The organism is Cellulosilyticum sp. ST5 (assembly GCF_046529625.1).
In the GTDB taxonomy this organism is placed as follows: domain Bacteria; phylum Bacillota; class Clostridia; order Lachnospirales; family Cellulosilyticaceae; genus Cellulosilyticum; species Cellulosilyticum lentocellum.
Genome location: NZ_CP132338.1, coordinates 3597751 through 3624664, shown reverse-complemented (window position 1 = coordinate 3624664; position 26914 = coordinate 3597751). Strand labels below are relative to the sequence as shown.

27 protein-coding genes and 1 other annotated feature are annotated in these 26914 nt (G+C 34.3%); of the genes, 11 read left to right on the top strand and 16 right to left on the bottom strand.

Annotated elements, in window-relative coordinates:
• Positions 1–3: 3 nt before the first annotated feature.
• The 4 genes from QTL86_RS17510 (at position 4) to QTL86_RS17495 (ending at position 4055) form a co-directional block, all read left to right on the top strand.
• Positions 4–417 carry a hypothetical protein gene (locus tag QTL86_RS17510; RefSeq protein ID WP_013655174.1) on the top strand — a complete coding sequence of 138 codons (414 nt, stop codon included), beginning with the start codon at positions 4–6 and terminating at the stop codon, positions 415–417.
• A gap of 293 nt (positions 418–710) precedes the next feature.
• A complete protein-coding gene (locus tag QTL86_RS17505; protein ID WP_013655175.1) occupies positions 711–1415 on the top strand; it encodes a response regulator transcription factor in 705 nt (234 codons plus the stop codon).
• Positions 1412–2887 carry a histidine kinase dimerization/phospho-acceptor domain-containing protein gene (locus tag QTL86_RS17500; RefSeq protein ID WP_410495636.1) on the top strand — a complete coding sequence of 492 codons (1476 nt, stop codon included), beginning with the start codon at positions 1412–1414 and terminating at the stop codon, positions 2885–2887. Before QTL86_RS17505 ends, QTL86_RS17500 begins: the two co-directional genes overlap by 4 nt.
• Complete coding sequence (locus QTL86_RS17495) at positions 2880–4055, top strand: LolA family protein (RefSeq protein ID WP_013655177.1); 1176 nt, start codon at positions 2880–2882, stop codon at positions 4053–4055. Before QTL86_RS17500 ends, QTL86_RS17495 begins: the two co-directional genes overlap by 8 nt.
• 75 nt (positions 4056–4130) lie before the next feature.
• Here the strand turns inward: QTL86_RS17495 and QTL86_RS17490 are convergent, their stop codons facing one another.
• The 4 genes from QTL86_RS17490 to QTL86_RS17475 all read right to left on the bottom strand — a co-directional run bounded on the left by QTL86_RS17490 (position 4131) and on the right by QTL86_RS17475 (position 7856).
• Positions 4131–5198 (bottom strand): ABC transporter permease, encoded by a 1068-nt coding sequence (locus tag QTL86_RS17490; protein ID WP_410495635.1) that lies wholly within the window; start codon positions 5196–5198, stop codon positions 4131–4133.
• Positions 5198–5944: an ABC transporter permease gene (locus QTL86_RS17485; protein WP_410495634.1), complete on the bottom strand. Its 747-nt coding sequence runs from the start codon at positions 5942–5944 to the stop codon at positions 5198–5200. Before QTL86_RS17485 ends, QTL86_RS17490 begins: the two co-directional genes overlap by 1 nt.
• Before the next feature lie 12 nt (positions 5945–5956).
• The gene (locus QTL86_RS17480; protein WP_410495633.1) at positions 5957–6703 is read right to left on the bottom strand and encodes an ABC transporter ATP-binding protein; all 747 of its coding nucleotides are present in this window, start codon (positions 6701–6703) and stop codon (positions 5957–5959) included.
• A 442-nt stretch (positions 6704–7145) separates the two neighbouring features.
• A complete protein-coding gene (locus QTL86_RS17475) occupies positions 7146–7856 on the bottom strand; it encodes a PadR family transcriptional regulator (RefSeq protein ID WP_410495632.1) in 711 nt (236 codons plus the stop codon).
• Positions 7857–8034: 178 nt separating this feature from the next.
• Between QTL86_RS17475 and QTL86_RS17470 the strand changes: the two genes are divergently transcribed.
• Positions 8035–9825, top strand: a complete 1791-nt coding sequence (locus QTL86_RS17470) for an ABC transporter ATP-binding protein (protein WP_013655182.1) — start codon at positions 8035–8037, stop codon at positions 9823–9825.
• Between the two features lie 74 nt (positions 9826–9899).
• Here QTL86_RS17470 and QTL86_RS17465 read toward each other — a convergent pair whose 3' ends face one another.
• From QTL86_RS17465 to QTL86_RS17420, 10 genes are all read right to left on the bottom strand, one after another.
• Positions 9900–10346: a hypothetical protein gene (locus QTL86_RS17465; RefSeq protein WP_410495631.1), complete on the bottom strand. Its 447-nt coding sequence runs from the start codon at positions 10344–10346 to the stop codon at positions 9900–9902.
• An 80-nt stretch (positions 10347–10426) separates the two neighbouring features.
• Positions 10427–11761, bottom strand: coding sequence for a hypothetical protein (locus QTL86_RS17460; RefSeq protein WP_410495630.1), 1335 nt, complete (start codon positions 11759–11761; stop codon positions 10427–10429).
• A 1-nt stretch (position 11762) separates the two neighbouring features.
• A complete protein-coding gene (locus QTL86_RS17455; RefSeq protein WP_410495629.1) occupies positions 11763–12899 on the bottom strand; it encodes a DUF58 domain-containing protein in 1137 nt (378 codons plus the stop codon).
• An 11-nt stretch (positions 12900–12910) separates the two neighbouring features.
• Positions 12911–13858 carry an AAA family ATPase gene (locus QTL86_RS17450; protein WP_410495628.1) on the bottom strand — a complete coding sequence of 316 codons (948 nt, stop codon included), beginning with the start codon at positions 13856–13858 and terminating at the stop codon, positions 12911–12913.
• Positions 13859–14174: 316 nt separating this feature from the next.
• On the bottom strand, positions 14175–14516 hold the full coding sequence (locus QTL86_RS17445; protein WP_410495627.1) for a hypothetical protein: 342 nt from the start codon (positions 14514–14516) through the stop codon (positions 14175–14177).
• A gap of 273 nt (positions 14517–14789) precedes the next feature.
• A complete protein-coding gene (locus tag QTL86_RS17440; protein WP_410495626.1) occupies positions 14790–15776 on the bottom strand; it encodes a permease prefix domain 1-containing protein in 987 nt (328 codons plus the stop codon).
• A gap of 1 nt (position 15777) precedes the next feature.
• A complete protein-coding gene (locus QTL86_RS17435; RefSeq protein ID WP_013655189.1) occupies positions 15778–16107 on the bottom strand; it encodes a PadR family transcriptional regulator in 330 nt (109 codons plus the stop codon).
• A 241-nt stretch (positions 16108–16348) separates the two neighbouring features.
• Positions 16349–17017, bottom strand: coding sequence for a nitroreductase family protein (locus QTL86_RS17430; protein WP_410495625.1), 669 nt, complete (start codon positions 17015–17017; stop codon positions 16349–16351).
• Between the two features lie 38 nt (positions 17018–17055).
• On the bottom strand, positions 17056–17433 hold the full coding sequence (locus QTL86_RS17425; protein WP_410495624.1) for an ArsR/SmtB family transcription factor: 378 nt from the start codon (positions 17431–17433) through the stop codon (positions 17056–17058).
• A 10-nt stretch (positions 17434–17443) separates the two neighbouring features.
• Positions 17444–18265 (bottom strand): N-acyl homoserine lactonase family protein, encoded by an 822-nt coding sequence (locus QTL86_RS17420; RefSeq protein WP_410495623.1) that lies wholly within the window; start codon positions 18263–18265, stop codon positions 17444–17446.
• Between the two features lie 224 nt (positions 18266–18489).
• Positions 18490–18714, top strand: a binding site (T-box leader).
• A 79-nt stretch (positions 18715–18793) separates the two neighbouring features.
• Between QTL86_RS17420 and thrS the strand changes: the two genes are divergently transcribed.
• The 3 genes from thrS (at position 18794) to QTL86_RS17405 (ending at position 23183) form a co-directional block, all read left to right on the top strand.
• The gene (gene thrS / locus QTL86_RS17415) at positions 18794–20560 is read left to right on the top strand and encodes a threonine--tRNA ligase (protein WP_127065194.1); all 1767 of its coding nucleotides are present in this window, start codon (positions 18794–18796) and stop codon (positions 20558–20560) included.
• Positions 20561–20828: 268 nt separating this feature from the next.
• Positions 20829–22172: a DUF4830 domain-containing protein gene (locus QTL86_RS17410; RefSeq protein WP_410495622.1), complete on the top strand. Its 1344-nt coding sequence runs from the start codon at positions 20829–20831 to the stop codon at positions 22170–22172.
• Between the two features lie 102 nt (positions 22173–22274).
• Positions 22275–23183 (top strand): helix-turn-helix domain-containing protein, encoded by a 909-nt coding sequence (locus QTL86_RS17405; RefSeq protein WP_410495621.1) that lies wholly within the window; start codon positions 22275–22277, stop codon positions 23181–23183.
• An 85-nt stretch (positions 23184–23268) separates the two neighbouring features.
• Here the strand turns inward: QTL86_RS17405 and QTL86_RS17400 are convergent, their stop codons facing one another.
• Positions 23269–24516, bottom strand: coding sequence for an NAD(P)-dependent oxidoreductase (locus QTL86_RS17400; protein WP_410495620.1), 1248 nt, complete (start codon positions 24514–24516; stop codon positions 23269–23271).
• Positions 24517–24859: 343 nt separating this feature from the next.
• Between QTL86_RS17400 and QTL86_RS17395 the strand changes: the two genes are divergently transcribed.
• A complete protein-coding gene (locus QTL86_RS17395) occupies positions 24860–25024 on the top strand; it encodes a hypothetical protein (RefSeq protein ID WP_410495619.1) in 165 nt (54 codons plus the stop codon).
• Here QTL86_RS17395 and QTL86_RS17390 read toward each other — a convergent pair.
• On the bottom strand, positions 25021–25863 hold the full coding sequence (locus tag QTL86_RS17390; RefSeq protein ID WP_410495618.1) for a L,D-transpeptidase family protein: 843 nt from the start codon (positions 25861–25863) through the stop codon (positions 25021–25023). The genes QTL86_RS17395 and QTL86_RS17390 overlap by 4 nt on opposite strands.
• 193 nt (positions 25864–26056) lie before the next feature.
• Here QTL86_RS17390 and QTL86_RS17385 point away from each other — a divergent pair, with 193 nt between their 5' ends.
• Both QTL86_RS17385 and QTL86_RS17380 read left to right on the top strand, forming a co-directional pair.
• On the top strand, positions 26057–26230 hold the full coding sequence (locus QTL86_RS17385) for a DUF6472 family protein (RefSeq protein ID WP_013655196.1): 174 nt from the start codon (positions 26057–26059) through the stop codon (positions 26228–26230).
• A 42-nt stretch (positions 26231–26272) separates the two neighbouring features.
• Complete coding sequence (locus QTL86_RS17380) at positions 26273–26650, top strand: hypothetical protein (protein WP_410495617.1); 378 nt, start codon at positions 26273–26275, stop codon at positions 26648–26650.
• The last annotated feature ends 264 nt before the right edge of the window (positions 26651–26914 follow it).

Here is a 26914-nt window from a genome sequence, read left to right as displayed (position 1 = left end):
TATATGAATATAAATAGCATACTAGGAAACATAATAGATGGCGTTTATAACGGACCTTCTATTAACCAAAGAGAAAAAATATATAATGATATTAATGCAGAAATAGTTGTAATAGCAACAGTATTACCAGAAAAAACAACTATCAAACTTAGCGAAGTATCTGGATTTACAGAAGCAAAATTACAAATCACAGGTATTATAGCTGGAGAAGTAAATAAACAGGAAATTATCAAAGTACAAGAACCTTATATGGAAAGTAGCTATAGAGGTAGAGCTTGTATGATTGTTGAAGGCGGTTATGAACCTGTAATGGTTGATAAAGAATACATTTTTTATCTTAATAGCATAAAAGAAGTAAATGAAAATGGTAAAGTGAGCTATAAGATTAGAAAAAAGATCCCCCTAAAAAATATTTAAATAAAGCTTGTTGTAAAAAAGGACTGTTACAATAAACAGTCCTTTTTGCATGCAAATTTATGTAGTGTAAAATTATCAAGGGGTTTCATGAAATCTTAATAGTAAAAAGTAATTAATAAATAATTATAGTGAACATATAGACTATATCTTTTGATAAATAGATTTTAAGCATTATAATAGAACATAGTAGGTGTATATAAATAAAATATTTATAAACAATTTTAAACTAAGGTAATTACGGTATATGATAAAAGTAGAAAATGGAGAATGGGCATAGAGAGGGTGAGATATAGATGCTTGGACGTTTATTAATAGTAGAAGACGATGAGCAAATTGCAGATATTTTAAGAGAATATCTAATGAATAAAGGCTATGAGGTGAACTGGGCTTCTACAGGGAATGAAGGTTTAGAAGATTTTAAAATGAAAATGTATGATCTTCTTATTGTAGATATTATGCTGCCTGGAATGGATGGCTATAGCCTTTGTCAAAGTATAAGGTGGGTTAGTGATGTCCCCATCTTAATTATTAGTGCTAGAAATAAAGAACTAGATAAGATTAAAGGGCTAAAAATTGGAGCAGATGATTATGTGACAAAACCCTTTAGTTTACCTGAAGTAGAAGCTCGCATTGAATCACTGCTAAGACGCTATAAACGTATGAATAGCAGTGAGGAACAGGAAGAAATTCATCATTATGAAGGTGGATTAAGTATCAATTTTAATCGTAAGCAAGCTTATTTAAATGAAGAAGAATTAAATTTAACAGCAACAGAGTGGGCGCTATTAACCATCTTAGCAAAAAATCCTCAGCGACCTTTTACTAAAAAAGAACTTTATGAACATATATGGCACGAAGAAGATATTGAAAGCAGTAATACGATTACCGTACATATAAAACAGCTACGAAACAAGCTAAAAGAAGATAGTAAAAATCCTAAATTTATCGAAACAGCGTGGGGCATTGGCTATAGGTTTATAGGAGGCAGGATTCAGTGAAGCTAAAAACCTATTTAATCATATCTCACTTATTGGTTCTTTTAACTCCTATATTAACGGTATGCATTTTATACCAAGCTAATAGCGCTTATAATAAACGAACAGAAGTAAAAGACTACTTAGCTTCTAGTATAGAGCTTTTTAAGTACGAGGAGTTATTAGACAAACCTGAGCTTTACTTAAATCCAGATCAAGATATGAAGTTAGAAGAACTAGAAGCTAATGAAAATGTAGAAGTAGTCTTATATGATGCGAGCGGGAAGTCTATTTATTCTACTGTGCCAGGATATGAGTACATGTTGTCTAGAGAAGGCCTTTATAAAAATCTGAATGAAATTCAGCATACTTATAATACCGACACGTTGAAAAAACCTGTTTTTGATGAAGGTCATATTGTTGGTTTCTATAAAATTACTATTGCTAGGGAGAATCTAAAAAATACTATAAGATATAATATTATATTAAGTTGTGGCTGTTTTATACTAGTTAATATTTTGATATTTGGCCTAGCTATTAGAATGATTAATAAAAGATTTAATGAGCCTATTAAGAGAGTTATTAGAAGTATGAATGACTATGCCAAGGGTAATAGTGAGGTTCATATTACTTATAGGGCGAGTGATGAAATCGGAGAATTATGTGCTCATTTTAATGAAATGAAGGATAACTTAGAGAAGAATAAGCATTTAATGGAACAGGAACAAAAAGCTAAAGAATATATGATTGCTACTATCTCGCACGATTTAAAAACGCCTTTAACAGCTATAAGAGCTTATACGGAGATGTTTAAGCTAGGAGATGTTAAAGATGAAGTAAGGTATGAGGAATACTTATCAACCATTTTAAATAAATGTGACTATATGAAAGATATGCTAGATGATTTACTGACTTATAATTTATTAACTATGGAGTATGACTTAGGCCTTGTAGAAGTAGAAGGTGAGGAATTCTGTGATATGCTCTTCTCAGGTATTGAGGGTATGTGCGAAGCGAAACATTTAAGTTTAGAGCAAGCCATAGAAGTTCATGATGACTATTTAGTAAATGTTAAATATATGACTAGAGTGGTAGATAACATTGTAAGTAATGCTATACGGCATACACCAGATTACGGAAAGATTTGGATGGGAGCTTTTTCTACCAATGTTAAATTACCGGAGTGGGTTCATGAAGTAGGAAAAGAAGCTTTAGAAAAGTATAAAACGCCTGGTATGTGGCTTCTGATTATAAATCAAGGAATACCTATTGCAGAGAGAGAAAGGGAGAGTTTGTTTAAACCATTTTATCAAGGGGATGAAGCACGTAGTAAGAAAGAACATAAAGGTGTGGGATTAGGCCTTAGTATTTCTAAGATGATTATGAGTAAGCACGGTGGTGCAATAGAAGTAGTACCAATTCCAGAGGTGGGTAATATGATGGTTTGTTATTTACCAAGTATTACCTCGGATAGGAAAGGGGAAGAAAATGAGTAAAAGAGCTTGGAATTATATCTTATATTTTTTTTTAGTAAGTAATCTGTTAGGAATAACCAGTGGTTGTAGTTTTTTTGCATCAGAGGGAGTCGCAGAAGCTATGGTGCAAGGTGATGAAACTATTAATACCTTTTATGGTGAAGCGGAGATTAATCAATATCAAGATGGGGAACTTTTGTCCAAGACAAATTACAAAGAGTGGAAAGGCGATAAAAATAAGTATCGTATAGAGTATAAATTTACAATAACAGATGCATATAAGGAAGCAGTTGATAACGGATTAATAAAGGGGGAAATTGAAGCTGATGAAGAAATCGATGTAACTAATGGGGATCAACTCATTGCATATGTGCCTGCTAAGGATATTTATTATATTAAACCTGTGTCATTAGCAGATGAGGTCAATCCTACGGTGTGCCAAGGTATTAATCAAGTACTTCGTTCTGGAAGTTTAAAGGAATATGCCCTGGAATTTATTAATGAAGTGAGTAGTAGTCATGATGTTACAATTAAAGATAATGTAAAAATAGGTGGTTATACAACACAATATGTATTAGCGGTACCTAAGCAGGGTAAACTAGGTGAGGCCACTGTGGAACTTTGGATTGATCAAGATAGCTGGATGGTTATTAAGAGTAAGAGTACCATAGGAAATTTAATAGTAGAGCAGGAATATAAGGATTTCACCTTAAATCCTAGAATAGATAAGGAAAAGTTTATCATGGATATTCCTAAAGATGCAAAGGTAGTTCATTTAGATGAAAATCTAGATATAGTTAATCAAGAAGTATCTCTGAAAGAAGCTGTTGATTGGCTTAAAGTTCCGATTTTTTATATACCTGATGAGAAGGTTGCAAAAATGAAGGAAGCACGCTATATAGAAACTAGCAATCAAATTTATGCAAGAGTGGAAATTACATATCTAACTCCAGAAGGGGAAGAGTTTATTGTACAGAATATGCCAAGTAGCAAACTTCAAGAAAGCTTCGAACTTAATTGTGAAAAGATAAAAATAGGTGATGTAGAGGCGATTTTTGTAGAACAAGCACCGCTGAAGATTATAGAGTTTGCTAAAGAAGGAACCCTTTGTGATCTTTATGTAAAGAATGGTGAAATTAGTAAGGAAGAACTCGTTAAGTTAGCGGAAGCTTTAGAAATAAAGAAATAAGATTACAGCAAGCTACATGGGCTTTATAGTGAGGTAGCTTGCTTTTATTATGAGTACAAAGTCGAGCCTATGAGGCTAGGCTTTGATGCAGGACTCTGATTTTTGAGGATTGATATGATGAGTGGAGAGTTTTTTAGCATTAAGTGCAAATGCAAGAAACAGCATAATCAGTGTGAGAAGTAACATGGCCCCTATAGGTAGGTAATTAGAAGTAGTAAGAGGAGGGGATGTTAATGCGTCTGTGGCTTCGATAAGCCATCTGGTAAAGGTGAATTTGCTAATAAATTGAAAACTAGAAGGCATTTTAGTTAAGGGTAAAAAAGCACCACCAAGTAAAGAAAGCAATAATCCAATAGAAGAAGCTAAGGTACTAGCAGAAAGCTCATTGGAGGTTAAGCCTACTATTAAAAATGCAAGGGTAGAGCTACTGAAACTGATTAAGCCTCCTATCAGGATAAATGAAGGTAATGAAATATCTAAAGGTAATTTAAAAACAAAGATGAGACTAGCTATTACAGAAGTTTGTAGCAAGGTCATACCTAAGTTATACAAGAAGAAACCACTGACATAAGATAATGCATGATGAGGAGATAAACCATAGCGTGTTAAAAGGCCATCAGCTTTTTCTCTGTGAATAGAAACAGCTAGTAATGTGGCAGTAATAATCATGACTAAAAAGATAAAACTCATACTTCTACTAGCAGTAGAAAGAGAAGCCTCAGACTGATTTTCTAAGAGGTTACTAAGAATAGGAAGTTCACCTAGGTTAGTAGGATGATTGAGTAATGCATTTAATCGATCTCTAAGACCCGCATCTAAGCTAAATGCTTCAAAGGTGTTATCAGCTTTTAGTTTAATAATAGCAGCATACTTAGAAGTCATTAGATCTGAATAAAGAGAATCAGCATCAACAGATGTTAGTGTAAGCCTTGGGATAGACAATGACTGTTCTTTTAGGTTTTTTATAATATCTGAATGATAGGATTCACTAATAAGGCCTAGATGTATGGAAGGTTTCATTTGACTCGAAAATAAAATGACTAAGCAAGTAGTGATAATAGGTAATAAAAGTGTGAGTAAAAGCTGAACAGGGTGCTTTTTATTTTTTGTCCATTCTTTTTTGAAAATAAGCCAAGTACACATTAGATAAAGGCCTCCTTTTGCATTTTTATGGTAGAACCTACAGTGAAGATAATACCTAGGAATAGAGTAATGCATAGAGCAAATATATAAAATAAGTTATTGTGATCATAAAGTAGCTTAAATAGTCCTTGGTTAACATAGGTAAGAGGAGAAAAATAACTAGCAATTAAAAACCCTTTACCTAAGCTACCAATTGGGAAAAAACTACCTCCTAAAAAGCCCATAATGAGCAGAGGGGTACTTACTAGGTTTTTAACGGTCATAAAATTTTTAGTACATAATCCAATAAAAGTACCAAGGCTACAAGACATATAGCCAAAGACACCAAAGAGTGCTAAAACTTGTAAGAACTGCCCCTGAAAGTTAACTTTAAACAGTAATTTGCAAGCTAGCATGACTATTAGGTTGAAAGCAAAGGTAACCAAGGTAGAAGGTAAAATCTTATAAAGTACAAGGGTGGATCTATGAATAGGTGACACAATAAAACGTGAGCCAGCATTAAAAAGTTGTTCCTCTCTAGCAACATAAATCAGTGTAATAGAGGAGAAAAAAGTATAAAGAGGTAAGGAGACTACAGTGTAATAGCTATAGGAAGAAATCCCTTCTATTCCTGTATAGTAACCACTGGCTAAGTAGCCTAGAAGCAAAATCATAATAAGGGGCATTATAATACCATAGCTTATTAAAAATGAGTCCTTTATCCTTCTTCTAAGGCCAAAAGAAAAAAGTACTTTTAATTCGTTCATCATTATCTCCTCCTAATCCCTTAAAGCCGTGCCGGTTAAGTGTAAAAAGATGGCTTCTAGGTTATCTGCGCCATAAGGTAAATATTTGGCTTTAATATCCTCCAAAGGTCCTTCTTCTAAAATTTCACCATGATCTAGAATAATAACTCTAGAGCAGATAGCTTCTACTTCTTCCATGTAATGAGAAGTATAAATAATAGTTGTGCCTTCTTCACAGAGCTTCTTAGCTACTTCTAAAATTTTATTTCTAGATTGAGGGTCAATACCTACTGTAGGTTCATCCATAATGAGAAGCTTAGGTTTGTGTACAATAGAACAAGCAATATTAAGACGTCTTTTCATACCGCCAGAAAAGGTATTGGGATATTCGTCTTTATGTTCTAGGAGGCCTACATAATCAAGAGCAGTCTTAGTAGCTTCTTTTAAAGCAGTCCCTTTAATGCCATAAAGCGAGCAAAAGAATTTCACATTTTCATAAGCTGTTAAATCTGAAAAAACAGCAATATCTTGAGGAACAAGACCTAAGGCTCTTTTATAATCATAGTTATAATCTGCTACCGGTTGTTCTTCAAAGATAATACGACCTGTAGTAGGGTCTAAAAGTGTAGTGATCATATGAAGGGTAGTACTTTTACCAGCACCATTAGGACCTAAAAAGCCCAAGATTTCTCCAGGTTTTATAGAGAAAGAAATATCTTTAACGACGGCTTTGTCACCAAAGCATTTAGAAAGTTGATGAACTTCTAATAAATTTTCCATAATACAACTCCTTTACTCAATGTTTTATATACAACGTTGGATATAAAGCTTAAAAAATAATAAATTGAAATTTGTCTCGGTGTTTATGAGAATTACATCTGAGAGAAAATAAGTGGATAGGAATGTCTTCCGTTGTTCCGGTTCACATTTTTAGAGCACTAAGCTCACTTATTTAGATGAAAGGCAGAACTCGCTTCGCTCAGACAGCTGCCTAAAACCCATCTAAAACGTTCACTAAGTGCTTCTAAAAAATGCTCCCAAGTCACTACTCCAGACACCCCTATCCACTTATTTTCACAAACATTATTGACCTCATAAACATCCAAGACAGTGACGCAGCGTGGAAAGAAGGTGTAACGACAGTTAAAAAACATTCAGAATCGGGGGTAGGCGCCCAGAGCAATAATGTATCAAGCTTCACATAAGTATTATAGTTAGTGGCCTATTGAGGATTAGAAAGTAGTGTAATAAGCTCATCAAGGGCCATTTTAGAATCTTGAGATTGATCAAGAATTTTTTTCTTTAGTTCAGAGATGCGATTATTTTGGTTTGTAAGAGAATGGCTTTCCTCAAGTGCATCAAAGTTAAAGCCAGCAATAAATTGTTCCTGTTTTTTACCTAGCTCAATAATGCTATCATACTCTTCTATTAAGGCTTCATGCCATTTAATAGCATATTCAAGGTTAACAAGAGGCAGTTCGAAGGTAAGCTTATCTAGCTTGAGGCTATCTTTCGTTACTTTCATATTTTGCCAATAGCGCCAGTAGTCTTCTCTTGCTTTAAGATTTTGAATATGCTGATTGATAATTTCAATGGCAGTTTCTTTATCTAAGCGATTAAGCATAGAAGGAAGTACAAACTTCTCAGAAGCAGAAGGCATGAGTTCTTCATTTAATTTTTCTTCTAACAAGGTATGAAGGGTTTTCTTTCCTAGGTCAGTAATTTGATAAATGCGTCTTACTCTAGAACCATGCGTTTCTTCTTTCACTAAAGTAATTTCTTCTTGTTTTTCCAGTTTAGATAGGGCGTAGTAAATAGAGCCTGATTTGATTTGGGTCCATTGCTCTAGGCCTGTTTCTTGAATGAACTTTTGAATTTCATAGCCATGAGTTGCTTTGATATTGAGATAATATAAAATAAGTGTGCGTACCATATAAAGCTCCTTATCCAATGTTGGTTAATATAATGCTATATTATACCCAACGTTGGATAATGTCAATACAATATAGAAAATTACATTAAAACAATAAGCGTTTTATACATTAACAAAGTAGGAGAAGTAAAGTAGAATAGGGGTAACTTAAAAAGTGAAAGACATAAGGAGGATAGATATGGAGCCGATAGAGAAGAATTTAGAAACTATGGCAGCATTAGAAAAAGAGAATAAGTTTTATAATAATCGCCCGATAAAAACGCTTTTAACTTTATACAAAGGAAATTACTTAAAGCTACTGCGTGCTTTTGTGTGTTTCTTTGTTAAACACTCACCAGTATGGTTTACACCGATTGTGGCAACTAATATTATTAACATTATTAGCTCAGGAGAAGGTGATCAGCTTCATAAGATTGTTATTAACGTAAGTATTTTACTAGTCTTAGTACTCATTAATATACCATCTAATTATTTATATATACGCTACATCAGTTTAGCTACTAGACAAGTGGAATCAGATATTCGTATTAACCTCGTAAAAAAACTCCAAGTATTATCTATTCCTTATCATAAACATTTGCAAGCTGGAAGACTGCAAGCCAAAGTGTTAAGAGATGTAGAAGCCATTACCACTTTATCTACACAATTTTGTAATAGTATTGTTCCTATTATTTTAAATCTAACAGTAGCTTTTACGATTACGATTAGTAAAAATGGTTCTGTGGCCCTATTTTTTGCATTATCTATGCCTGCTTGTTTCTTTATAGTGAAGCTTTTTAGAAAACGTATCCGAAGAACGAGTAGAGATTTCCGTAAGAATATAGAAGAAATGTCTGCTACTGTATCTCAGATGGTAGAGATGGTACCGATTACAAGAGCTCATGCTTTAGAACAGGTAGAAATTGATAAGGTTGATAGTACAGTACATAAGGTAAAAGATACAGGCTATAAAGTAGATGTACTCAATTCCTTTTTAGGTTCTTGTAGTTGGGTATCTATTCAAGTTTTGCAGGTGGCATGTTTACTTTTTACAGGTTATTTAGCTTATAAAAAAGAGATACAAGTAGGAGATATTGTACTTTATCAAACCTATTTTGCTACAGTCCTTAACCAAGTGTCTGCGGTGATTAATATCTACCCTGATATTGTAAAAGGCTTTGAATCTATTAACTCAGTAGGAGAGATTTTCCTAGCAGAGGATGTAGAAAGACATATGGGTAAGAAGAAGCTCAAACAAGTAGAAGGGCATTTTGAGTTTAATGATGTGAGCTTTAAATATGAAGATGGCCTGGACTTAGTTTTAGATGAGTTCAATTTAGATGTAAAACCAGGAGAATGTATTGCTTTCGTAGGAGAATCAGGGGGAGGAAAAACGACTTTATTAAATCTTCTTATCGGCTTTATGAAACCGACTAAAGGAACACTACTCTTAGATGGACAGGATATGACGACCTTAGACCTACATGATTATAGGCGTAAGATAGCTATGGTTCCTCAAAATACTATTTTATTTTCAGGAACCATTAGAGATAATATTACCTATGGGATTCCTACTGTAAGTGAGGAGAAACTCAATGAAGTTATAGAAGCAGCAGCTTTAAAAGAAGTGATAGAAAAACTTCCATACGGGTTAGAAACCTTAGTAGGAGAGCATGGTGATATGCTATCAGGTGGACAAAAGCAACGTATTGCGATTGCAAGAGCTTTGGTAAGGGATCCAAGTGTGATTATTTTAGATGAAGCAACTTCAGCTCTTGATAATCAGTCTGAAATGCATATTCAACAAGCTATGAAAAATTTGATTAAAGGTAGAACAACCTTTGTAGTAGCCCATAGACTTTCTACTATTATTGATTCAGACCGCATCGTTGTCGTAAGCGGTGGTAAAAATATTGAAAACGGAAGCTATGAAGAACTCATGGCAAAGCAAGGAGCTTTCTACGAACTTGCTAAAGGACGTATTGGCTAGTTTTTATCCTATATATATCCTATAAAAACACAGGTGGCATTTCAGTAAAATGCCACCTGTGTTTTTATAAATAACTAGTCATTACTTTTTAAATCTAGAATTTGCTCTTTTCCATCCATAGTAATAGTAACCTGAATAGATTCTTGTTTGCTTTCTACCACACCGCCTGTACTACCTGATCGTATTGTGAAGATAGTATCAGTTGGGGGCGCCTCATCATAATTTTCACTAAGTGAGCCACCACCGTGGTTATATTCATAGGAAATACTTAGATTTTTTACTTCTGATAAATCAGAGAGATTCTTTTTATATGTTGCTGTTAATAGCTTATCTTTTTCGCTAGTAGTATCTAATTTTCCGTTGCCCTCGGTAAAGGTTATGATATTATCTACTATATATTCTACGTGCCAGGATTCATTTTCGCCTGAATAAGTATAATGATGTTCAATAATTTCTTTGTTAGAACAGCCTGAGGTAACTAGTAGTAGCGTAAGGAGGAGGAGGTTAATGGATTTTTTCATTTCATTGCTCCTTTTATTATTTTATGAATTCATGTATCACTAGTAGTTTATGTAATGCTTAACTTAAAGTGAAGTAGTATCTATTTTTTTATTAAAGTGACAAGAGTATTTTCTAGCTCTTCTAGGTTCCCCTTTTCTAGAGATTTTTCTCCGTAGCGAATACGTTCATATGTAACTGAATCTATAGATGGTAAATGAGATTGATCCTTTGCTAAGTTTGCTAATTCCTTTGGCGTATGAGATGCTTTAAAGGTTAGTCCTTGTAGTTTGAAGCCTTCTAGAAGTAGTTTAAAGCCAAAACGATATTTAGCTTCATTGTTAGGCAACTTAAGGAATTCCTTAAGCTGCTTTTTCCATCTGTTTTTATTAAGAGATGGAGCCTTATTTTGAAGAGTCGTGGTAAAGGAGACCTCCTCGATCGTTTCATCATAGAATAAATTAGGCGGTTTTGTGACTTCTTTTAATCCAAATAAAATTCCATATAGTTTTATGAAAAGTCTCTTGATAAGTTTAATAATATCTAGTAAGCATGCTATGATATATTTTCTAAGAAGGATAATCAGGCTAATGATAATACACCAAAATATAACTTCCCAGAGATGACTAGTAGTAGATTCACCTACTAGTTGCGTAATAACGTCCGTATTTTCTCTTGTCTGTGTTGCCAAATCATCGCCTCTAGGCATGAGACTGCTGATGAAGTTTAGTATATAGCCAATCAGCAATATAAACACTTTGATGATGGTAAGTAAAATGTTACCTATAAGCTTCCTTAAAGGATAGACAATAAAAATAAAGCTCATGACTAAACATAGCCACTTAGTATTATTCCGTCTAATGTTTGTTATCATAGGTGTATTTTTCCGTGATCTTTCCAGCATATCATCTAAGTTAGCTTGGTTATGTAAGAAAATATAAAGAGCAATGACGGCAACAAATAGAAGGGATATAAAGCTATAGTTCTGTGCAATCATAGCGCCCAAATCAATAAATGCAGCAACAATGCAAATCTCCCAAGAAATAATCTCTGTATAGTGAAGTCCATAGCTTTTATAAAACTTGCCATAAAATATAAGAAAAAGAATATACCAACAAACAATGAGGCCAATGTAGTCCTTATATATAAGGAGAGCGTAAGTAAAAGGGAGGCCAAAGCTTAGGAGGTAAGTAACTATAAGTAGAAGATACTTTCCAATAATAGAAAGACCATTTTTACGGAGGATATAGTATTTAAACTTAGCCTGAAAGTAACCTAAGTAAGCACCTATCAATAAAGTTACAGCGTTTATACTAAAAGATGTAAGGGTACAATTAATCTCACCAATATAAGCTACTAGAAATAAAATGGGGATGACTGTTAAAAAGAAAGTCCATAAAGCTAAATGAGGTAATAGTTTAGAACTAGAAGTATTCATCTTAGCTCACCTTCTTTCTAGTAGTGTGGTCTAATACATAATAAATTTCTAAATCAGGAAAGTGCAAGGCATCTTTAGAGAATGATAAAAAGTAGACTTTAAAGTGAATCCCGAAACGTTCTTTTTCTCTAATAAATGTTGCAATTTCTTCATCCATAAAAGCTGTAATAAGAGTGACATAAGGAGAGGTGATTTCTGAGTCATACTCCTTTAAAAACTGAGAAAAATGCAAAGTAAAAGTTGTTTGTAGGCCAGCTAAGGAAACAAAGAGGTCATGAATATGGGTATAGCCCCACATTTCTTTAGAGACTAAACTTGTCTGAGCATCCAAAGTGGCAGCATTAGCCATGAGTTTAATCGGAATGCTTCTAGGTAGTGTATATTCAAGTTCACCAGCAGCGATTTGAATGGCTAGTTCTAGCTTATCATCTGTCATTTCTTCTCGAAGCTGAGCTTTGTTTAGCTGCATATTGATAATAACAGTCATATTTTGCTGAGTAGTAGCTTCATGATGACGGACCATAAGCTGATTATGTCTAGCACTCATGCCCCAGTGGATTTGATTCATAGTATCCCTTTGGGTATACTCTCTAACACCTGAAACGGTAAAGGGATCTTCTAGTATAAAGCGTCTTACTACCTGATCACCTTGAAGCTCCTTATAACCAATGGGAGCAATGTCCAAAAGTACAGGGGTAGGCAGTACAACTAAGCTGCCTTTAACAAAAAATAAACTACTATATTTGCAAAAGCCAAAGATGTCATTGGCCACAATGGTAGTATCTTCAATATGATAGATACCTCTTTTAAGACATTTAGCCTTCCAAGCTCTAGTAACACGTTTTTTTCCAGCGATGCTAAATAAGCTGGCTAAAGAACGTGTTTTATCATTAACGGCGGAAGTATTACCAGCAAAATCGAGATATTTACTAGTAGAGATTTCTGATTTTAAGCTGGAGATGGGCAGGGCTGTGGGATTAGTTACAGTTTCTATGATTTCAATATCAGCACCTTCAAAAACTTCATCTACACTGAATTTACATTCATAACCTATGTAAGGAAAAACTTTAGTTAAATAGATTTGATGTTCAATAAGAATACCTAAAATAATAAGAAAACAAATGCCGAAGATTTCCATAATTAGTCCTCCTATTCAATAGGTACAGGTACTTGGCTTAATAAGTCCTCAAAAATCCCTTCAAGGGTATGTACATTACTAGCTATTTGATAGCCATTATAAATGACACGGTGAAGAGCTACATCTTTGACAATAGCTTTTACATCATCAGGAATAACATAGTCCCTACCAGCCATAGCTGCAAAAGCCTTAGAAGCCTTAAACATAGCTAAAGAACCTCTGAGGCTCAGGCCAAGTTTAAGCCTTGAATCCTGACGAGTGGCATTACTAATAGCTACTATGTAAGCTTTAATACTATCGCTTACTTTGACCTCTTTAACGGCTGTTTGGGCTTCTAAGATTTGTTCTTTAGTTACAACACATTGAAGGTCATTTAAAGGAGAGGCATTAGCTTGACTAGAAAGTACATTTATTTCATCAGCTTCACTAGGATAGCCCATACTAAGGCGCATAAAAAAACGGTCCAATTGGGCTTCTGGTAAAGGAAAGGTACCTTGAGTTTCAATAGGATTTTGAGTGGCGATAACAAGGAAAGGTGCTTCTAGAGGATAAGTAATGCCATCTACTGTTACTTGAGCTTCCTCCATACATTCCAGTAAACTAGATTGAGTTCTAGGTGTAGCACGATTAATTTCATCAGCTAATAAGATATGTGTGAAAATTGGACCAGGCTTAAAGATAAAATCTTGTTCTTTTTGATTGTAAAAATTAATACCCATAAGATCAGAAGGAAGTAAGTCAGGGGTGAACTGAATACGCTTAAATTGGCAACCTAATGATTTAGCCAGAGCTTTAGCAGATGTGGTTTTGCCAGTGCCAGGGATGTCTTCCAATAGAATGTGACCGTTGCATAAAAGTGCCATAATGAGTTTACTAATTTCAGTATCTTTACCTTTAATAACCTTTGTCATATTACCTTTAAGCGATGAAGCTATTTGTTCTACAATTGATAAGTTCATTGGGATTCCTCCTAAATATTTTGGAATTGCGACGTAACTACTGAATGAGAAAATTGAAAGGCGATGAAGAGTGAATAATTAGTTGCTTATGAATAAATTTGATTTGTAAATATATTTATACAACTATACTAAGTATAGCTGATGATTTCTGAGTTTAATATATGTATATCTAAAGAAAAGAGGAGGAATTAACTGGTTATTTTGACAGACGCAAATAAACTCCCCAAGTCACAGATTCCTGTAGCCCAGAGAGTTTATATAGGTTGTTCTTCGATATTCACTAATTTAGTACCTCTTTCTCTTATATTCTTAAGTTTTAATCTAGATCATATGCTTTTTTAGCTGCAGTATAGTTAATACTGGGTTTAGGTGGCTTAGCTTCTGTTAATGCAACTTGTCTTACAATAGAAGTATTGGCCAGCATAATGAGAAATTTTTCACCAGCTTCATTAGTTGTCACCTTAGTTTTAAGAGCTTCTGTAGGCAACGCATGCATTTCTTCACTATAGCCTTTAAGTGCTGAACTAGAGTTTACTTTTCTAACGCGTGTCATCTCTGTATGCAAGGAAGTTTTGAATTCATCGGCATGAGAAGAACTAGTAGAAGTGGGTGGTGAAACATTACAAGTATTAACGATGCTAGTAATAAGATTAAGCATAATAAACACCTCCTATATAACTATGTTTTTGTGAACACTGGCATCACCCTTTCTTTGTTTTTTGTATTATATATATCGACAAAATAAAGAAAAAATACATAGTAAACTGGAAAATTGCTTTTCACGTTTTATTAGGAAGTCGGCTTTTTGATTACATATACATAAGTGTAAAGCGAAATAAATAAAGTAAAAATAGCTTCCCGAGTATAAAGAATACTTGAGAAGCTATTTTTGTTGCTATTCATAACGGCTATAAATTAAAATTGTTCACGGCTATTTGCTATGAAGAGCACTGTAGAAAGCACAAAAGCCACCAAATAGCATGCCGGTGATAGGAAAGACTAACCAACAAATGCCCCATAGATTAAAGACGAAGCCTAAGAAAAGAAAAACAGCAGTAGCTAAAGGCCATACAATACCAGCAACAGCGCCAATGAGTTTGTCTTCTTGCTTTTTCTCAGGACTAAACTCTTCTAATTTTAAAAGTCTTTTATAGGCCTCAGGAACCATGCCTGTGTAAATAAAGATATTAACAGCCAGAGCAATCATGACTAATAAAACACATACGCCAGCGAGAGTAAGATTATCGCTAAACATAGAACCGATAAAAATAGGTACTGGTGAAAGGATACAAAGACTAACCCCAGTAATAATGGCTAGTGGTTTTTGTGCATTTACACTAGGATATTCCTTAGATAAAATAGCTTTAGCAGAATTGCTTAGTTCAAACTTACCTTCTTCAATGAATTTAAATAGTTCTAGCTGAGTACCTGAAAAAATGAAGAGTCCTACAGCAGGAACAATAAATAAGAATAGCATAATGACAGGGAACATGCCTTTAGAGTTAGAGTTGGCTTGCTTGAGAATTATATCGGCATCAATAAGAGCAATACAGCCAATTAAAGTGGCAACACCTAATAAAATTAAAGCAACACCTAAACCAACAAAACGTGCACTTTTTCGCTTAAGGCTAATAAAATTTCGAGCATCTTCCAAGCTAAGTGTAGGACCTACTGGCTTATTTAAGCTGAGCTGAGACTCAGAAGACACGTTAATATTCATTTCTTTTAATAACTCATCGATATTTCCAAATTCAGAGATGACGATGCCAATGGCTTCATTTTCTGTTTTTCCACTAGCTTTTAGCTCCTCATATTTATCCCCCATATTGGCCAAAAGCTCATCTTTTAGATTTAAAATCTCTTGTGTTTGTGGTAAAGATTGAAAAACATTGTCTAAATAATTTTTAATAATTTCCATACTAATCCAACTCCTTTATAAATCTATTGATAACATTTTGGGTGAGTTCCCATTCTTTGCACTTCTCCTTATAGTAGGAGAGACCTTCTTCGGTAATTCTAAAGTAAGTACGTCTTTTTCCTTGTGTTTCTTCTCCAAAGTAAGAGGTAATATAGCCATTCTTCTCCAGTCTATTAAAGGCAGAGTAGAGAGTAGTTTCTTTCATGACATATTGTTCTTCTGTTAAAGTACGGATGTTTTTAGAAATTTCATAGCCGTAAGAATCTCCTTCTATTAAGAGATACAAAATGATGGTGTCATTATAGCCTCTAATTACGTCGCTACTAATCATGTTTTGTGCCCCCGTTCTATTACTACGATAGATGTACTACGACAGAAGTAGTACGTCTGATGAAGTAAGTGTAGCACAACTACTACGACAAGTAAAGTAATTTTTTGAATGAGTTTAGACTATTTGTAAAATGACCTTAGAAAAAAGAAAAATAGTACAAGACCTCTAAATAAGCTAGGGTTCTTGTACTACCAGGATAATTGTTTATTTTATAAAGTTATTGAAGTTAGTTTGAGCTGCTTTAGCTTTGCCACTTCCAGTCAGCATCAGTTGCACCGATTTCAAAATGATATTTTGCAATACCTAAATCTACTTTTGTATAGAAACCTATTCCAGCTTTTGCTGTTATAGTGTTTCCTTCTAATGTAAAGTGAAATTTCTGCTGATTCATTGATGTAGGAGCAAGCATGGTAGCTTCCATACCTTTTCTAAACCACTCTGGCATTTGACCGTCTACTTTACAAAGTGTTTCTATTGGCTTACTTTTATGTGCTGTACCCTGTGTTTCACCATAACCTAAAGCAATGACACAGCAAAGTTTTTCTCCTTTATCTATTTTACAGGTACTTTTACCTTTACTATAGGTTAGAGCTACCCAACAAGTAGAAAGTCCCAGTTGTGTAGCTTTTAGAACAGTTTTTTCTCCCCAATAACCACACATTTCCTCGAAATCTTTTCCTTTCTTTCCAACTATAGCAATATAGTTAGTTACATTTTTGAATGAACCATAATGTGCCATGAAACTATTAAAGGCATTGGGTTCATCTATACATAACTGAATATGCATACCACTTTGTTTATTACATTCATCTATATAGGCCCTAAGTTCATTAACTACCGTTCCTTCTATTTTTTGTGTTTTATAACTACGTACTGAATGTCTTTTTTGCATTGCTTCAACTAGATTCATTAATCATGACCTCCTTTAATTATTATTTATTTACTGTCTTATTTTGAATAATAGCTCTCATCACTTCGGGTATCAATTGGTGCAAAGTCCTGAACAACTTCATAAATATGATTCATAAGCTTTATTATTTTCATCCATTGTTCCTTGTTTGAATCCATATAATAATAGTTTTTAGTTCCCACTCTACGCATGTTGATAATGCCCGCTTCTTTTAGTAGCTGTAGGTGATGTGATACTGCGGGACGAGAAAGATTTGTCTTTTCTGTAATTTCACCAACTCTTATGCCGTTACAATTACTCTCTAAAAGTGTTAGAATAATTTTCTGCCTAGTTTCATCACCAATAGCAGTAAAGACCTTGCTGCATTGTCTAAATTCTGTTGCAATATTTGCTAACCTTTCTTTGCATTGTTCCATTTAGCTTCTCCTATAATTCAATAATGTGGGGTTTTACCTCGGGGTCATGTGTAGCTAATATCTCTATACATCCTTCTTTGTGAGACATTTCCCCTACCCATTCTAGAGTTTTTCTCATCTTTCTTTTATCAGATATAGGGCCCGGTAAACGTAATTTTTTCCAAGAATCTTTTGAGTAACCACAGTCTCCCGTTAAAAGAATAAATTTTCCGTTGTTTTGTACTAACGTTGCACTGCTTCCTTTAGTATGACCTGCTACATCTATCATTAATATACTCTCATCATTAAAGACGTCATAACTTCTTCCAAATGGCCCATATGATGAATTTTTCATCTCAAATGTGCGTATATTTACATTTTTCCATAGTCTTTTCTCATATCTAAGTTCACCCGTAGTTGCTGCTTGTAACTCTTCTTTAGAGGTAAGAATTTGCTTGGCATCTTTTACTAAATCTACACCGCTTATGTGATCAACATCCATGTGGCTTAAAAAAACATAGTCAAGGTCTTTAGGAGTAATGCCCAAGGATTGCAACTGCTCATCTATTGCTTCACCTAATGGAAGTCTAGCTTTACTTGCTATATTAAGCTTCCAGGACATATGTTTTCTTTGATTAACCCTTACATCTTTATGCCATCCTGTATCAATTAGTACTAATCCCTTTGGATGTTCAATAAGATAAGCTGATACAGGTAGCCAAATACGTTTTTTTGGATTTCGTAATAGGCCTGTATAAGCTATGGGATTTCTTGATATATCTCTAAAGGGAACAGCGGGGTCAACATTTACTTCTCCTGTATGAAACACATGCACTTTTACCTTTTTCTCCATTAGTGACTCCTTTCTAGAAGACCATATATTCTAGTATGATAATGGTTCATATTTTTAAACGATTATAACATATATATCTTTAAATAGATCATTGGTAAAGAAAATCGAGACCATTCAAAAAATGTCAATTAGCTATGATTGGGAAGTAATGTTGAAAATATTATGAAATAAAGATAATATATTGACATTTTATGATGATTAGTTATAATAACCTTAATAACATAGGAAAAGCAAAGATGGAAAAGAGTAGACTTTATAAATCATCCAGAGAGAAGAATACTTGGTGGAAGTTCTTTATGAAAGCGTTTAGTTGAAAACCATTCCTGAGCTGTTGTGCTGAACCAATAAGTAAGTACATCCGTATGTCTGCGTTAAAGGCTAGGATTTGTTAGAATCTGAAGTGAAAAGTTAAGGTGGAACCGTGCACAGACTATAATTGCACCCTTAAATAAATGACTATAAGGTCATTTGTTTTAGGGTGCTTTTCTTATGTTATATATTTCAAGTTTGAAAAGGAGGACATAAGAAATGAAAGTAATAATGAAGGATGGTTTAGTAAAAGATTTTAAGTTCGAGGAAAAAGAGGGGAAGAATGCTTTTAGACATACAGCATCTCATGTTTTAGCACAAGCTGTTAAAAGGTTATACCCAACTACTAAGTGTGCTATTGGACCTGTGATTGAAGATGGGTTTTACTATGATTTTGAGTTTGACTTTGAATTCACAGTGGCGAATTTAGTAGAGATTGAGCAAGAGATGAGAAAAATCGTTAAAGAAAGTCTCTCCTTGCAAAGATATACTTTAAATAGAGAAGAAGCACTTGCACTGATGAAAGAGAAAAATGAACCTTATAAAATAGAGCTTATTAATGACTTACCTGAAGAGGCACAGCTTAGCTTTTATCAGCAAGGAGATTATGTGGAATTATGTGCAGGACCACATGTAACTAATACAAGCCTAATCAAGGCCTTTAAGTTAACAGCAACGGCTGGGGCGTATTGGAGAGGAAACGAAAAAAATAAGATGCTCACAAGGATTTATGGAACAGCTTTTCCAAAGAGTAGTGATTTAGAAGCCTATTTACAAAGCATTGAAGAAGCTAAAAAGAGGGATCATAGAAAGTTAGGAAAAGAACTAGGTTTATTTACAATTCTAGACGAAGGACCAGGTTTTCCATTCTTCCTGCCAAAAGGTATGATACTTAAAAATCTCTTAATTGATTATTGGAGAAAGCTTCATACGAGAGAAGGTTATGTGGAAATTAGCACACCGATGATGCTCAATAAAGAGCTTTGGGAAACATCTGGTCACTGGGATCATTATCGTGAAAACATGTATACCACAGTTATTGACGATACAGATTTTGCCATCAAACCAATGAATTGTCCTGGTGGTATGTTAGTTTATAAATTACAACCTCACTCTTATCGTGAACTCCCTATTCGTATGGGTGAATTGGGATTGGTTCATAGACATGAAAAGTCAGGAGCTTTACATGGTCTTATGCGTGTACGTTGCTTTACACAAGACGATGCTCATATTTTCATGACACAGGAACAAATTACAGATGAGATTAAAGGTGTTGTAAGACTTATTGATGAAGTGTATAGCAAGTTTGGATTTAAGTATCATGTGGAGTTATCTACACGTCCAGAAAATAGTATTGGTAGTGATGAAGATTGGAATGTGGCAACTGAGGGACTCAAAAAGGCTTTAGATGAGATGCAGCTAGAATATGTGATTAATGAGGGAGACGGCGCTTTCTATGGACCAAAGATAGACTTCCACCTAGAGGATTCTATAGGTAGAACATGGCAGTGTGGTACTATTCAACTAGACTTTCAGCTACCTGTAAGGTTTGAAGCAGAATACATTGGTGCAGATGGTAAGAAGCATAGACCTATTATGATTCACCGCGTTGTCTTTGGCTCTATTGAACGATTCATAGGCATTCTAATTGAGCATTATGCGGGTAAATTCCCACTTTGGTTAGCGCCAGTTCAAGTAAAAGTGCTCCCTATTTCAGATAAATTCGCAGAGTATGGAGCTTCTGTCATGGCAGAATTACAAAAACAAGGTATCCGCTGTGAAATAGATAATAGAGATGAAAAGATAGGCTATAAGATTAGAGAAGCACAGCTTGGTAAAGTGCCTTATATGATCGTTGTAGGTCAAAAAGAAGTAGATAATAAGCTTGTTACAATTCGTAGGCGAGATGAAAATGCTCAAGAAAGCTACAGCATACAAGAGTTAATGCAGCTCCTGAAGAATGAAATACAGGGGGGAACTGTTTAGTAGGAGAAGTAGTAGTGATAAGAAATTAAGATAATAAACTAAGCTAATAAAGAGTGAATAAAAGAGAAGCTACATCGAGCACAGATTGCTTAATGTAGCTTTTTTGTGATGTTGATAGATGTAGAGAAAAAACATGTAGAGTCTTAAAGACTAAATGTTTTGATAATATTGATAAACATTTTAGAGAATGATACGATATTTATATAGCATTAAGAAGATAATAAATGTATTGCTGGTGAGTAGTTCAGGATATACGAGGGGGAACGTAATGAATGGGACAGTAAAAGTAAACTACTATAGCTTATTCATATTAATAGGATGTAATAAGCAAGAACAATCCATGGGAAGCAAGGAATCTATTGTAAGAAAACAAGGATTGGAGAAAGAGGTTAAAGAAACAGAGGATGCTGTAGTTAATGATGAAGAGAAAAAAGAAAAGCAATCAGCTGAAGCTATAGATATTAATGAGTTGCTAGAAAAAGCAACGGGAGCAAAGGCTCTAGATATTATAGAATGTGGAGAGAGCGAAGAAAATCCAGAGCTAGTAGATTCACTTACTACCCTCACTAATCCCCAACAGATTCAGCTAATAGTTCAGCAGCTACAAGAAAGAGAATCGAAGTTAATGACTGAAGGTGAGTGGATAGATGGGTATATATTAAGATTTTACGATAGAGGAAACATCATGGGAGATTTAACATTAAAAGAGAATAGTTTAGAAAAAACATTTTGGGCTGAATATAAAGGGAACCAGTATGAGGTTGACGGTGATTTTTTTAGAACTATTAAAGACTTAAAGCGGTATAAACCTAATGAAGAATTAATATCGGAAGATGCTATAGCATTATTTTCAAAATATAATTTTACACCTGTAATGCTAGTTCAAAAATGCGAGTATACTTTACCCAAGGATTTAAAAGTAACTAGTGTGGATGAAATAGAGACCATTTACTTTGGACTAGGATTGGAAATGTCTAAGGTAATAGGACTAGATTATACAGCGTTATTAGGCAAGTTGGTAACTATAGAAAGCTATTATTTAAAAGAGTCATTTTTAGAAGGCGAGTATAAACAGGAGATGAATCCAAGAGGAATAGTCATAAGGTATCAAGGAGATATTGTAGGAGCTCATCTGGATAGTAATGATTTCTCAGCAAATTATTATGCTCTAACAGGAAAAAACTTTGAGCAATTGACAGGAATTACAAAGGAAGAATATATCAATAAAAAGATTATGGATACTTACCAAAGGCCCTCTTTATCAGATGAGGAGCTCATTACAGCTTATATAGAGTGCAATGTTCATGAAAACTATAATCGCTTTTATGAAATTAGGGCTAGTAAACTTTGGTTACAGACTCTATTCTTATATAAGGAAGAGAAGGAATTATTTAGCCAAAAGGAAAATAGACAGGGAATGCGTACAGGCTATCAAGGCATTAAGATAATTTCTATTGAGGAAATAAAAGATGAAAAGCACAGTCCTAAGATTTTAAAGGCTTATGCAGTTACCTTTTTTATTGAGAGTGAAGCAGGAGGAGAAAAAAACTTCGAGCCTGTCTATATAGGAGAAGAAAATGGTGTTAGAGTGATATATAGCCAAGGAATATAAGCAATAAACTAAGATAAATAAAATGTTTTATATTAAAAGGGCATTGTATGAAAAGCGCAATACAAAATTCTTATGCTATATTTTGTGTAGGAGGTGTTTAAAATGCACGCATGGGAAGCAATACAAAAAAGTATTGAGTACATTGAAGAAAACCTGACACAAGAAATACAAATTGAAGAACTCGCAAGTATAGCTGGATTATCGCCGTTCTATTTTCAACGACTATTTACACGTTTAGCTAAGAAGCCTGTTTGTGAGTACATTAAGTTACGCAGACTGGCACAAGCAGTAAACGAACTAAAAGGTAAAGAAGTGAGAATACTTGATATTGCAATAAACTATGGTTTCTCCAGTCATGCTAATTTTACAAGAGCATTCAAGGAAACCTATGGCATTACACCAGAGGAATATCGTACAGGTAAAATTCATCTTAACCAATTTGTGAAACCAGAACTGGTTTTAAATTATGTAATGGTTGATGAAAATGTCCCATTAATTACGGATGGCATTGTAATTGAGGTTAAGCGAAAAAAATTAGAGGTTCCACGTTCTTATATAGGTATTGCAAGAGAAATACCTATTGCAGAATTAATGGGCGGAACGACTACAAGTGTTTCTGTTACAGGAAAGCTATGGGATGATTTTCATTCTGTAAAATCGCAAATTCCTTATTTGGTTAAGGGAGGAAATGAATTTGGTGCACTTTATATAGGAGAAGCTAAAGAGGGGCATTGCATCTATATGGCAGGAGCAGAGGCAGAATATGGTGCAAGTGCAGAGGGATATTCGACTTTTGAACTTCCTGCTGCCGAGTACCTTATTTGTGGTTTTGAAGCGGAAAACTTTGAGGAATTAACAAATTCTGCTGTTTACAAAGCACAGACATTCATGGAAAGATGGATGAGAGAACATCATTTAACGACGACTGATTTTGCAGGAGAAATGTACTATCCATCTACTGCTGAATATTCATATTTAGAGCATTGGATGATACCAGTATCTACTAAGTAGAACAAGGGCTATAAACCTAGAGATTGCATACTAGTTTTATAGCCCTTTACTATTTGGTAAAGTTAATATTTATTTTAGAGGAAGTTTATGCATTTTGAAGATATTCATGGATGCTACCTACCACATGTTTAGCATTTACAACAGCTTCAATAACTGTTCTAGCACCACTTACGACATCGCCACAAGCAAAGACACCTTCTCTTGTAGTATGACCTTCTTCATCTGTTACTAAAAGTCCACGGTTGGTTTCAAGGCCAGTTGTACCAGCTACAATATTGTTTTTAGGAGCTTGGCTAACGGCAATTACCACTGAATTACAAGGGAATAGCTTTTCTGAACCAGGAATAGTTTCAAGTTTAGTAGAGCCATCTTCTAAGGTTACTTTTCTAGTATCGGCAAAGATGACACCTTCATCGGTGATTTCAACTGGTGATTTATAAAGAGTAAATTGAATGCCTTCTTCTTTAGCTTCGTGAATCTCAGCCTTAGTAGCTGTCATATCTTCCTCACCACGACGGTAACAGATATGTACTTCTTCACTACCATAATATTTAGCACTACGAGCGGCATCCATAGCTACGTTACCGGCACCAATCACACAAACTTTTTTACCTAGCTGATATTTAGTTGGATTTTTAAGGTAGTCGATAGCATAGTGAGAATGGCCTAAAGTTTCTCCTTTAATATTTAATGTTTTTGGATTCCAAACACCTGTGCCGATAAATGCAGCATCATAGCCATCATTAAAGAGCTTATCCAGAGTGATTACTGGACCTACAAGCGTATTGTATTTAATGCTTACTCCTAGTTGAACGAGGTTCTTTTCTAGATTTTGAACAAGTACTCTAGGTAAACGGAATTCTGGAATACCATAAGATAATACACCACCAATACGGTTACGCATTTCAAACATAGTAACAGCATAGCCTTTTTGTGCTAATAAAATAGCAGCAGTAATACCAGCAGGTCCTGAACCAATAACAGCTACACGTTTTCCATTAGGAGCAGGTTTTCGAGTAGTAAGTCCTTCCAAATAAGCGGCAGAGATATAAGCTTCTATTTCGCAGAAAGGAACAGGTTCTCCTTTAATGCCGCGGATACAATTTCCTTTACATTGATCCTCATGAGGACAAACAATAGCGCAAATGGCACTAAGAGGATTGTTGTTAAATAAAAGTTCACCAGCTTCTTGCAGTTTACCTTCTTCAAAGAGGGTGATAGCTTCTGGTACAGCTGTATTAATAGGACAATGCTGCTGGCAAAGTGGTTTTTTACATTTTAAGCAGCGATTTGCTTCTGATAATAATTTTTCCATTTTATGGGCTCCTTTCAAGTCAAAAAAATCTTTATATAGTCATTTCAAGCCATTAATATATAGTCTAAAGATAGTCAAGAATAAAGTCGGGTGTAACCGTTTAGAATCAACATAAAAAGTATTCGTATACTAAAATAAACGAAGCTGAACTTTTATATTTTATAATAAAAAATAAGTCATAACTAAATTTATTTTAGAAGATATAGAGCTGATGTGCAACGATTGATAAGTATTAGTCATGTGGTTAATTGTGGTAAAAAATGAGTACTAAAACTTACAAGACTATTGAAATTAAGGGGAAGCGCTTATATGAAAATTTAAAACAACACAAATAATTGTATAATAAAAGTTATTATTTAGCATGAGAGAGCAAGAAAATACTATTTTGTTGTTAAAAGATAAACGTATGGGAAAGAGTTGGTTTAAGGCAATAATATACAGTATAAAACAGCCTTCTATGAATTTGATTAATCATAGAAAGCTGTTTATAGAGCGTATCATTAGACTTTTATTTTCTGCTATTTAGTTAATAACAATAGCTGTTGAATCTAGAATATTATCATAGATCCACTGAGCATTTTTGGTTGCCAATCTAACGCAGCCGTGACTTAAAGCCATACCTAATCGGTCGTCAATGACTTCGGTTCCCTCTGCGTTATATAGGATGGAATGATAGTAATAAGCACCTTTGATTCTAGTGGCATATTTGACTCTATAAGTGTCAGTTCCAAAGTAAGGCTTTCTACCAGTGACATAAAAAGTACCTTTGATTGTAGGGGTACTAGGCTTTCCAACAGTACATTCCCATTTATAAAGTAGCTTCCATAGACCATCGCTACCTCTTTCATATATATAGGTAAACTTATTTTCTAAGTCTGTTGTAATTAGATTTGTGGTTGGGCTTTTAATCTGGTTATCATTTACAAACCGAGTCATATCCGTGTAAAAATAGGTGAAATCATATGCCGTCGGAGGATTACCATCATCAGATAAAAAGGTGGTAAATATATAGCCTTTTCTATCATTATAGATAACCTGACTCCAGTCCCCAACCACAGATAAAACCTCTACTTCAGATTTGGCTGGGACGACAGTTATTGGATTAGATTCAGCAGCTGGATAGGACCTTAAAAGAGTATCTCTCCAGGTATATTTTGTGATTGATAGATAAGAAGCATAGACATAACCCTTTTGGTTGTTATAGATGACCTCATACCAATCTTCTGCAGAATCAATAACTTGAACCTTTGAACCTGCAGGGATTACAGTAAGTACATTAGAGGTTGTAGTGTTGCTTTCTCTTAGATTAACATTAGCCAAAGTATATTTATAGGAATCTGATGTTTGTCGGGTATACTTTCTCATAGTTCACCTCGCAATTAGTCACATAATAAAATATGATAGATTTAAGGGATTAGTGAAAGGATTTAACTTTTTTGCCACTAAATATAAAATACACGTATATAAATGAAAGAAATAGTGAGTGAGATAGCCATAAGTGATATAATAAAGCTATATTAAGTAGGTAAGTGCCGATGAAATAGAGGAGTAAAGTGAAATGTGTGAGGATTGTATGCATTTAGAATATGATGAAGCCACGAAAGAGTATGTGTGCAGTGTTGCACCTATTATGGATGAAGATGATATGGCAAGAATGAGTTACTATCCTAGTAAACGATGTCCATACTATAAAATAGGTGATGAATATACTATAGTTCGTAAACAAAATTAATTGACAGATGAAAAGTAGCAGCAAGTATAAAAGGAGAAGAATATGGGATTAGTAGAGCTTTATCAAAGCTATAGTGAAATCAATAGAGATTATATGACCTTTATAGAAGAAACCGTAAACACAGATTTTAAAAATAACCAGCCAGAGGAAATACTTCAACTATTAACTCAGGCAAAAAAAGGATTTGAAGAGCTGATGGCGGCTAGTAATGAAATTGAACTTAGAGAAGCGGATGAAACAAACTTTAAGGATTTAAAATATTTATTAGTAGATGCACTGTTCTTAGCCATTGATCTTCTGGATTTCTATAAAGCAGGTGAAGAAGGCAGATTCAAAATGAGAGTGCTTAATCATCTCAATAAAAAAAGACGAGCAGAGATGTTTAATGAAGCTAATCAAATGGGTTGCCCGATTAAATAGATGTAAGAAAAAAACCATGAGATAGAGTATGCCTCAATATAAATGATGAAAATAGGATAAAAGGGACCATTGCGCATGATGGATTTCCCTTAAAGTAGACAGTTTGAAGAATGATACTGTTTACTTTAAGGAGGAGCAGTTCATGTGCAATAGTCTTTTTTTGTTTTTTATATAATCCCTTTAGCTTTTAAACGGAAGTATTTTCAGTAGAAGTTTTGTGGATATTTTAGATAACTACTAGCTTGTATAATTTCAGAAAAATTA

What these genes read in the sequence shown, in the direction of transcription:
- QTL86_RS17510 (WP_013655174.1), top strand. Translation starts at nt 4, where the DNA reads ATGAATATAAATAGCATACTAGGAAACATAATAGATGGCGTTTATAAC.
- QTL86_RS17505 (WP_013655175.1), top strand. Translation starts at nt 711, where the DNA reads ATGCTTGGACGTTTATTAATAGTAGAAGACGATGAGCAAATTGCAGAT.
- QTL86_RS17495 (WP_013655177.1), top strand. Translation starts at nt 2,880, where the DNA reads ATGAGTAAAAGAGCTTGGAATTATATCTTATATTTTTTTTTAGTAAGT.
- QTL86_RS17490 (WP_410495635.1), bottom strand. Translation starts at nt 5,198, where the DNA reads ATGTGTACTTGGCTTATTTTCAAAAAAGAATGGACAAAAAATAAAAAG.
- QTL86_RS17485 (WP_410495634.1), bottom strand. Translation starts at nt 5,944, where the DNA reads ATGAACGAATTAAAAGTACTTTTTTCTTTTGGCCTTAGAAGAAGGATA.
- QTL86_RS17480 (WP_410495633.1), bottom strand. Translation starts at nt 6,703, where the DNA reads ATGGAAAATTTATTAGAAGTTCATCAACTTTCTAAATGCTTTGGTGAC.
- QTL86_RS17475 (WP_410495632.1), bottom strand. Translation starts at nt 7,856, where the DNA reads ATGGTACGCACACTTATTTTATATTATCTCAATATCAAAGCAACTCAT.
- QTL86_RS17470 (WP_013655182.1), top strand. Translation starts at nt 8,035, where the DNA reads ATGGAGCCGATAGAGAAGAATTTAGAAACTATGGCAGCATTAGAAAAA.
- QTL86_RS17465 (WP_410495631.1), bottom strand. Translation starts at nt 10,346, where the DNA reads ATGAAAAAATCCATTAACCTCCTCCTCCTTACGCTACTACTAGTTACC.
- QTL86_RS17460 (WP_410495630.1), bottom strand. Translation starts at nt 11,761, where the DNA reads ATGAATACTTCTAGTTCTAAACTATTACCTCATTTAGCTTTATGGACT.
- QTL86_RS17455 (WP_410495629.1), bottom strand. Translation starts at nt 12,899, where the DNA reads ATGGAAATCTTCGGCATTTGTTTTCTTATTATTTTAGGTATTCTTATT.
- QTL86_RS17450 (WP_410495628.1), bottom strand. Translation starts at nt 13,858, where the DNA reads ATGAACTTATCAATTGTAGAACAAATAGCTTCATCGCTTAAAGGTAAT.
- QTL86_RS17445 (WP_410495627.1), bottom strand. Translation starts at nt 14,516, where the DNA reads ATGCTTAATCTTATTACTAGCATCGTTAATACTTGTAATGTTTCACCA.
- QTL86_RS17440 (WP_410495626.1), bottom strand. Translation starts at nt 15,776, where the DNA reads ATGGAAATTATTAAAAATTATTTAGACAATGTTTTTCAATCTTTACCA.
- QTL86_RS17435 (WP_013655189.1), bottom strand. Translation starts at nt 16,107, where the DNA reads ATGATTAGTAGCGACGTAATTAGAGGCTATAATGACACCATCATTTTG.
- QTL86_RS17430 (WP_410495625.1), bottom strand. Translation starts at nt 17,017, where the DNA reads ATGAATCTAGTTGAAGCAATGCAAAAAAGACATTCAGTACGTAGTTAT.
- QTL86_RS17425 (WP_410495624.1), bottom strand. Translation starts at nt 17,433, where the DNA reads ATGGAACAATGCAAAGAAAGGTTAGCAAATATTGCAACAGAATTTAGA.
- QTL86_RS17420 (WP_410495623.1), bottom strand. Translation starts at nt 18,265, where the DNA reads ATGGAGAAAAAGGTAAAAGTGCATGTGTTTCATACAGGAGAAGTAAAT.
- thrS (WP_127065194.1), top strand. Translation starts at nt 18,794, where the DNA reads ATGAAAGTAATAATGAAGGATGGTTTAGTAAAAGATTTTAAGTTCGAG.
- QTL86_RS17410 (WP_410495622.1), top strand. Translation starts at nt 20,829, where the DNA reads ATGAATGGGACAGTAAAAGTAAACTACTATAGCTTATTCATATTAATA.
- QTL86_RS17405 (WP_410495621.1), top strand. Translation starts at nt 22,275, where the DNA reads ATGCACGCATGGGAAGCAATACAAAAAAGTATTGAGTACATTGAAGAA.
- QTL86_RS17395 (WP_410495619.1), top strand. Translation starts at nt 24,860, where the DNA reads ATGAGAGAGCAAGAAAATACTATTTTGTTGTTAAAAGATAAACGTATG.
- QTL86_RS17390 (WP_410495618.1), bottom strand. Translation starts at nt 25,863, where the DNA reads ATGAGAAAGTATACCCGACAAACATCAGATTCCTATAAATATACTTTG.
- QTL86_RS17385 (WP_013655196.1), top strand. Translation starts at nt 26,057, where the DNA reads ATGTGTGAGGATTGTATGCATTTAGAATATGATGAAGCCACGAAAGAG.
- QTL86_RS17380 (WP_410495617.1), top strand. Translation starts at nt 26,273, where the DNA reads ATGGGATTAGTAGAGCTTTATCAAAGCTATAGTGAAATCAATAGAGAT.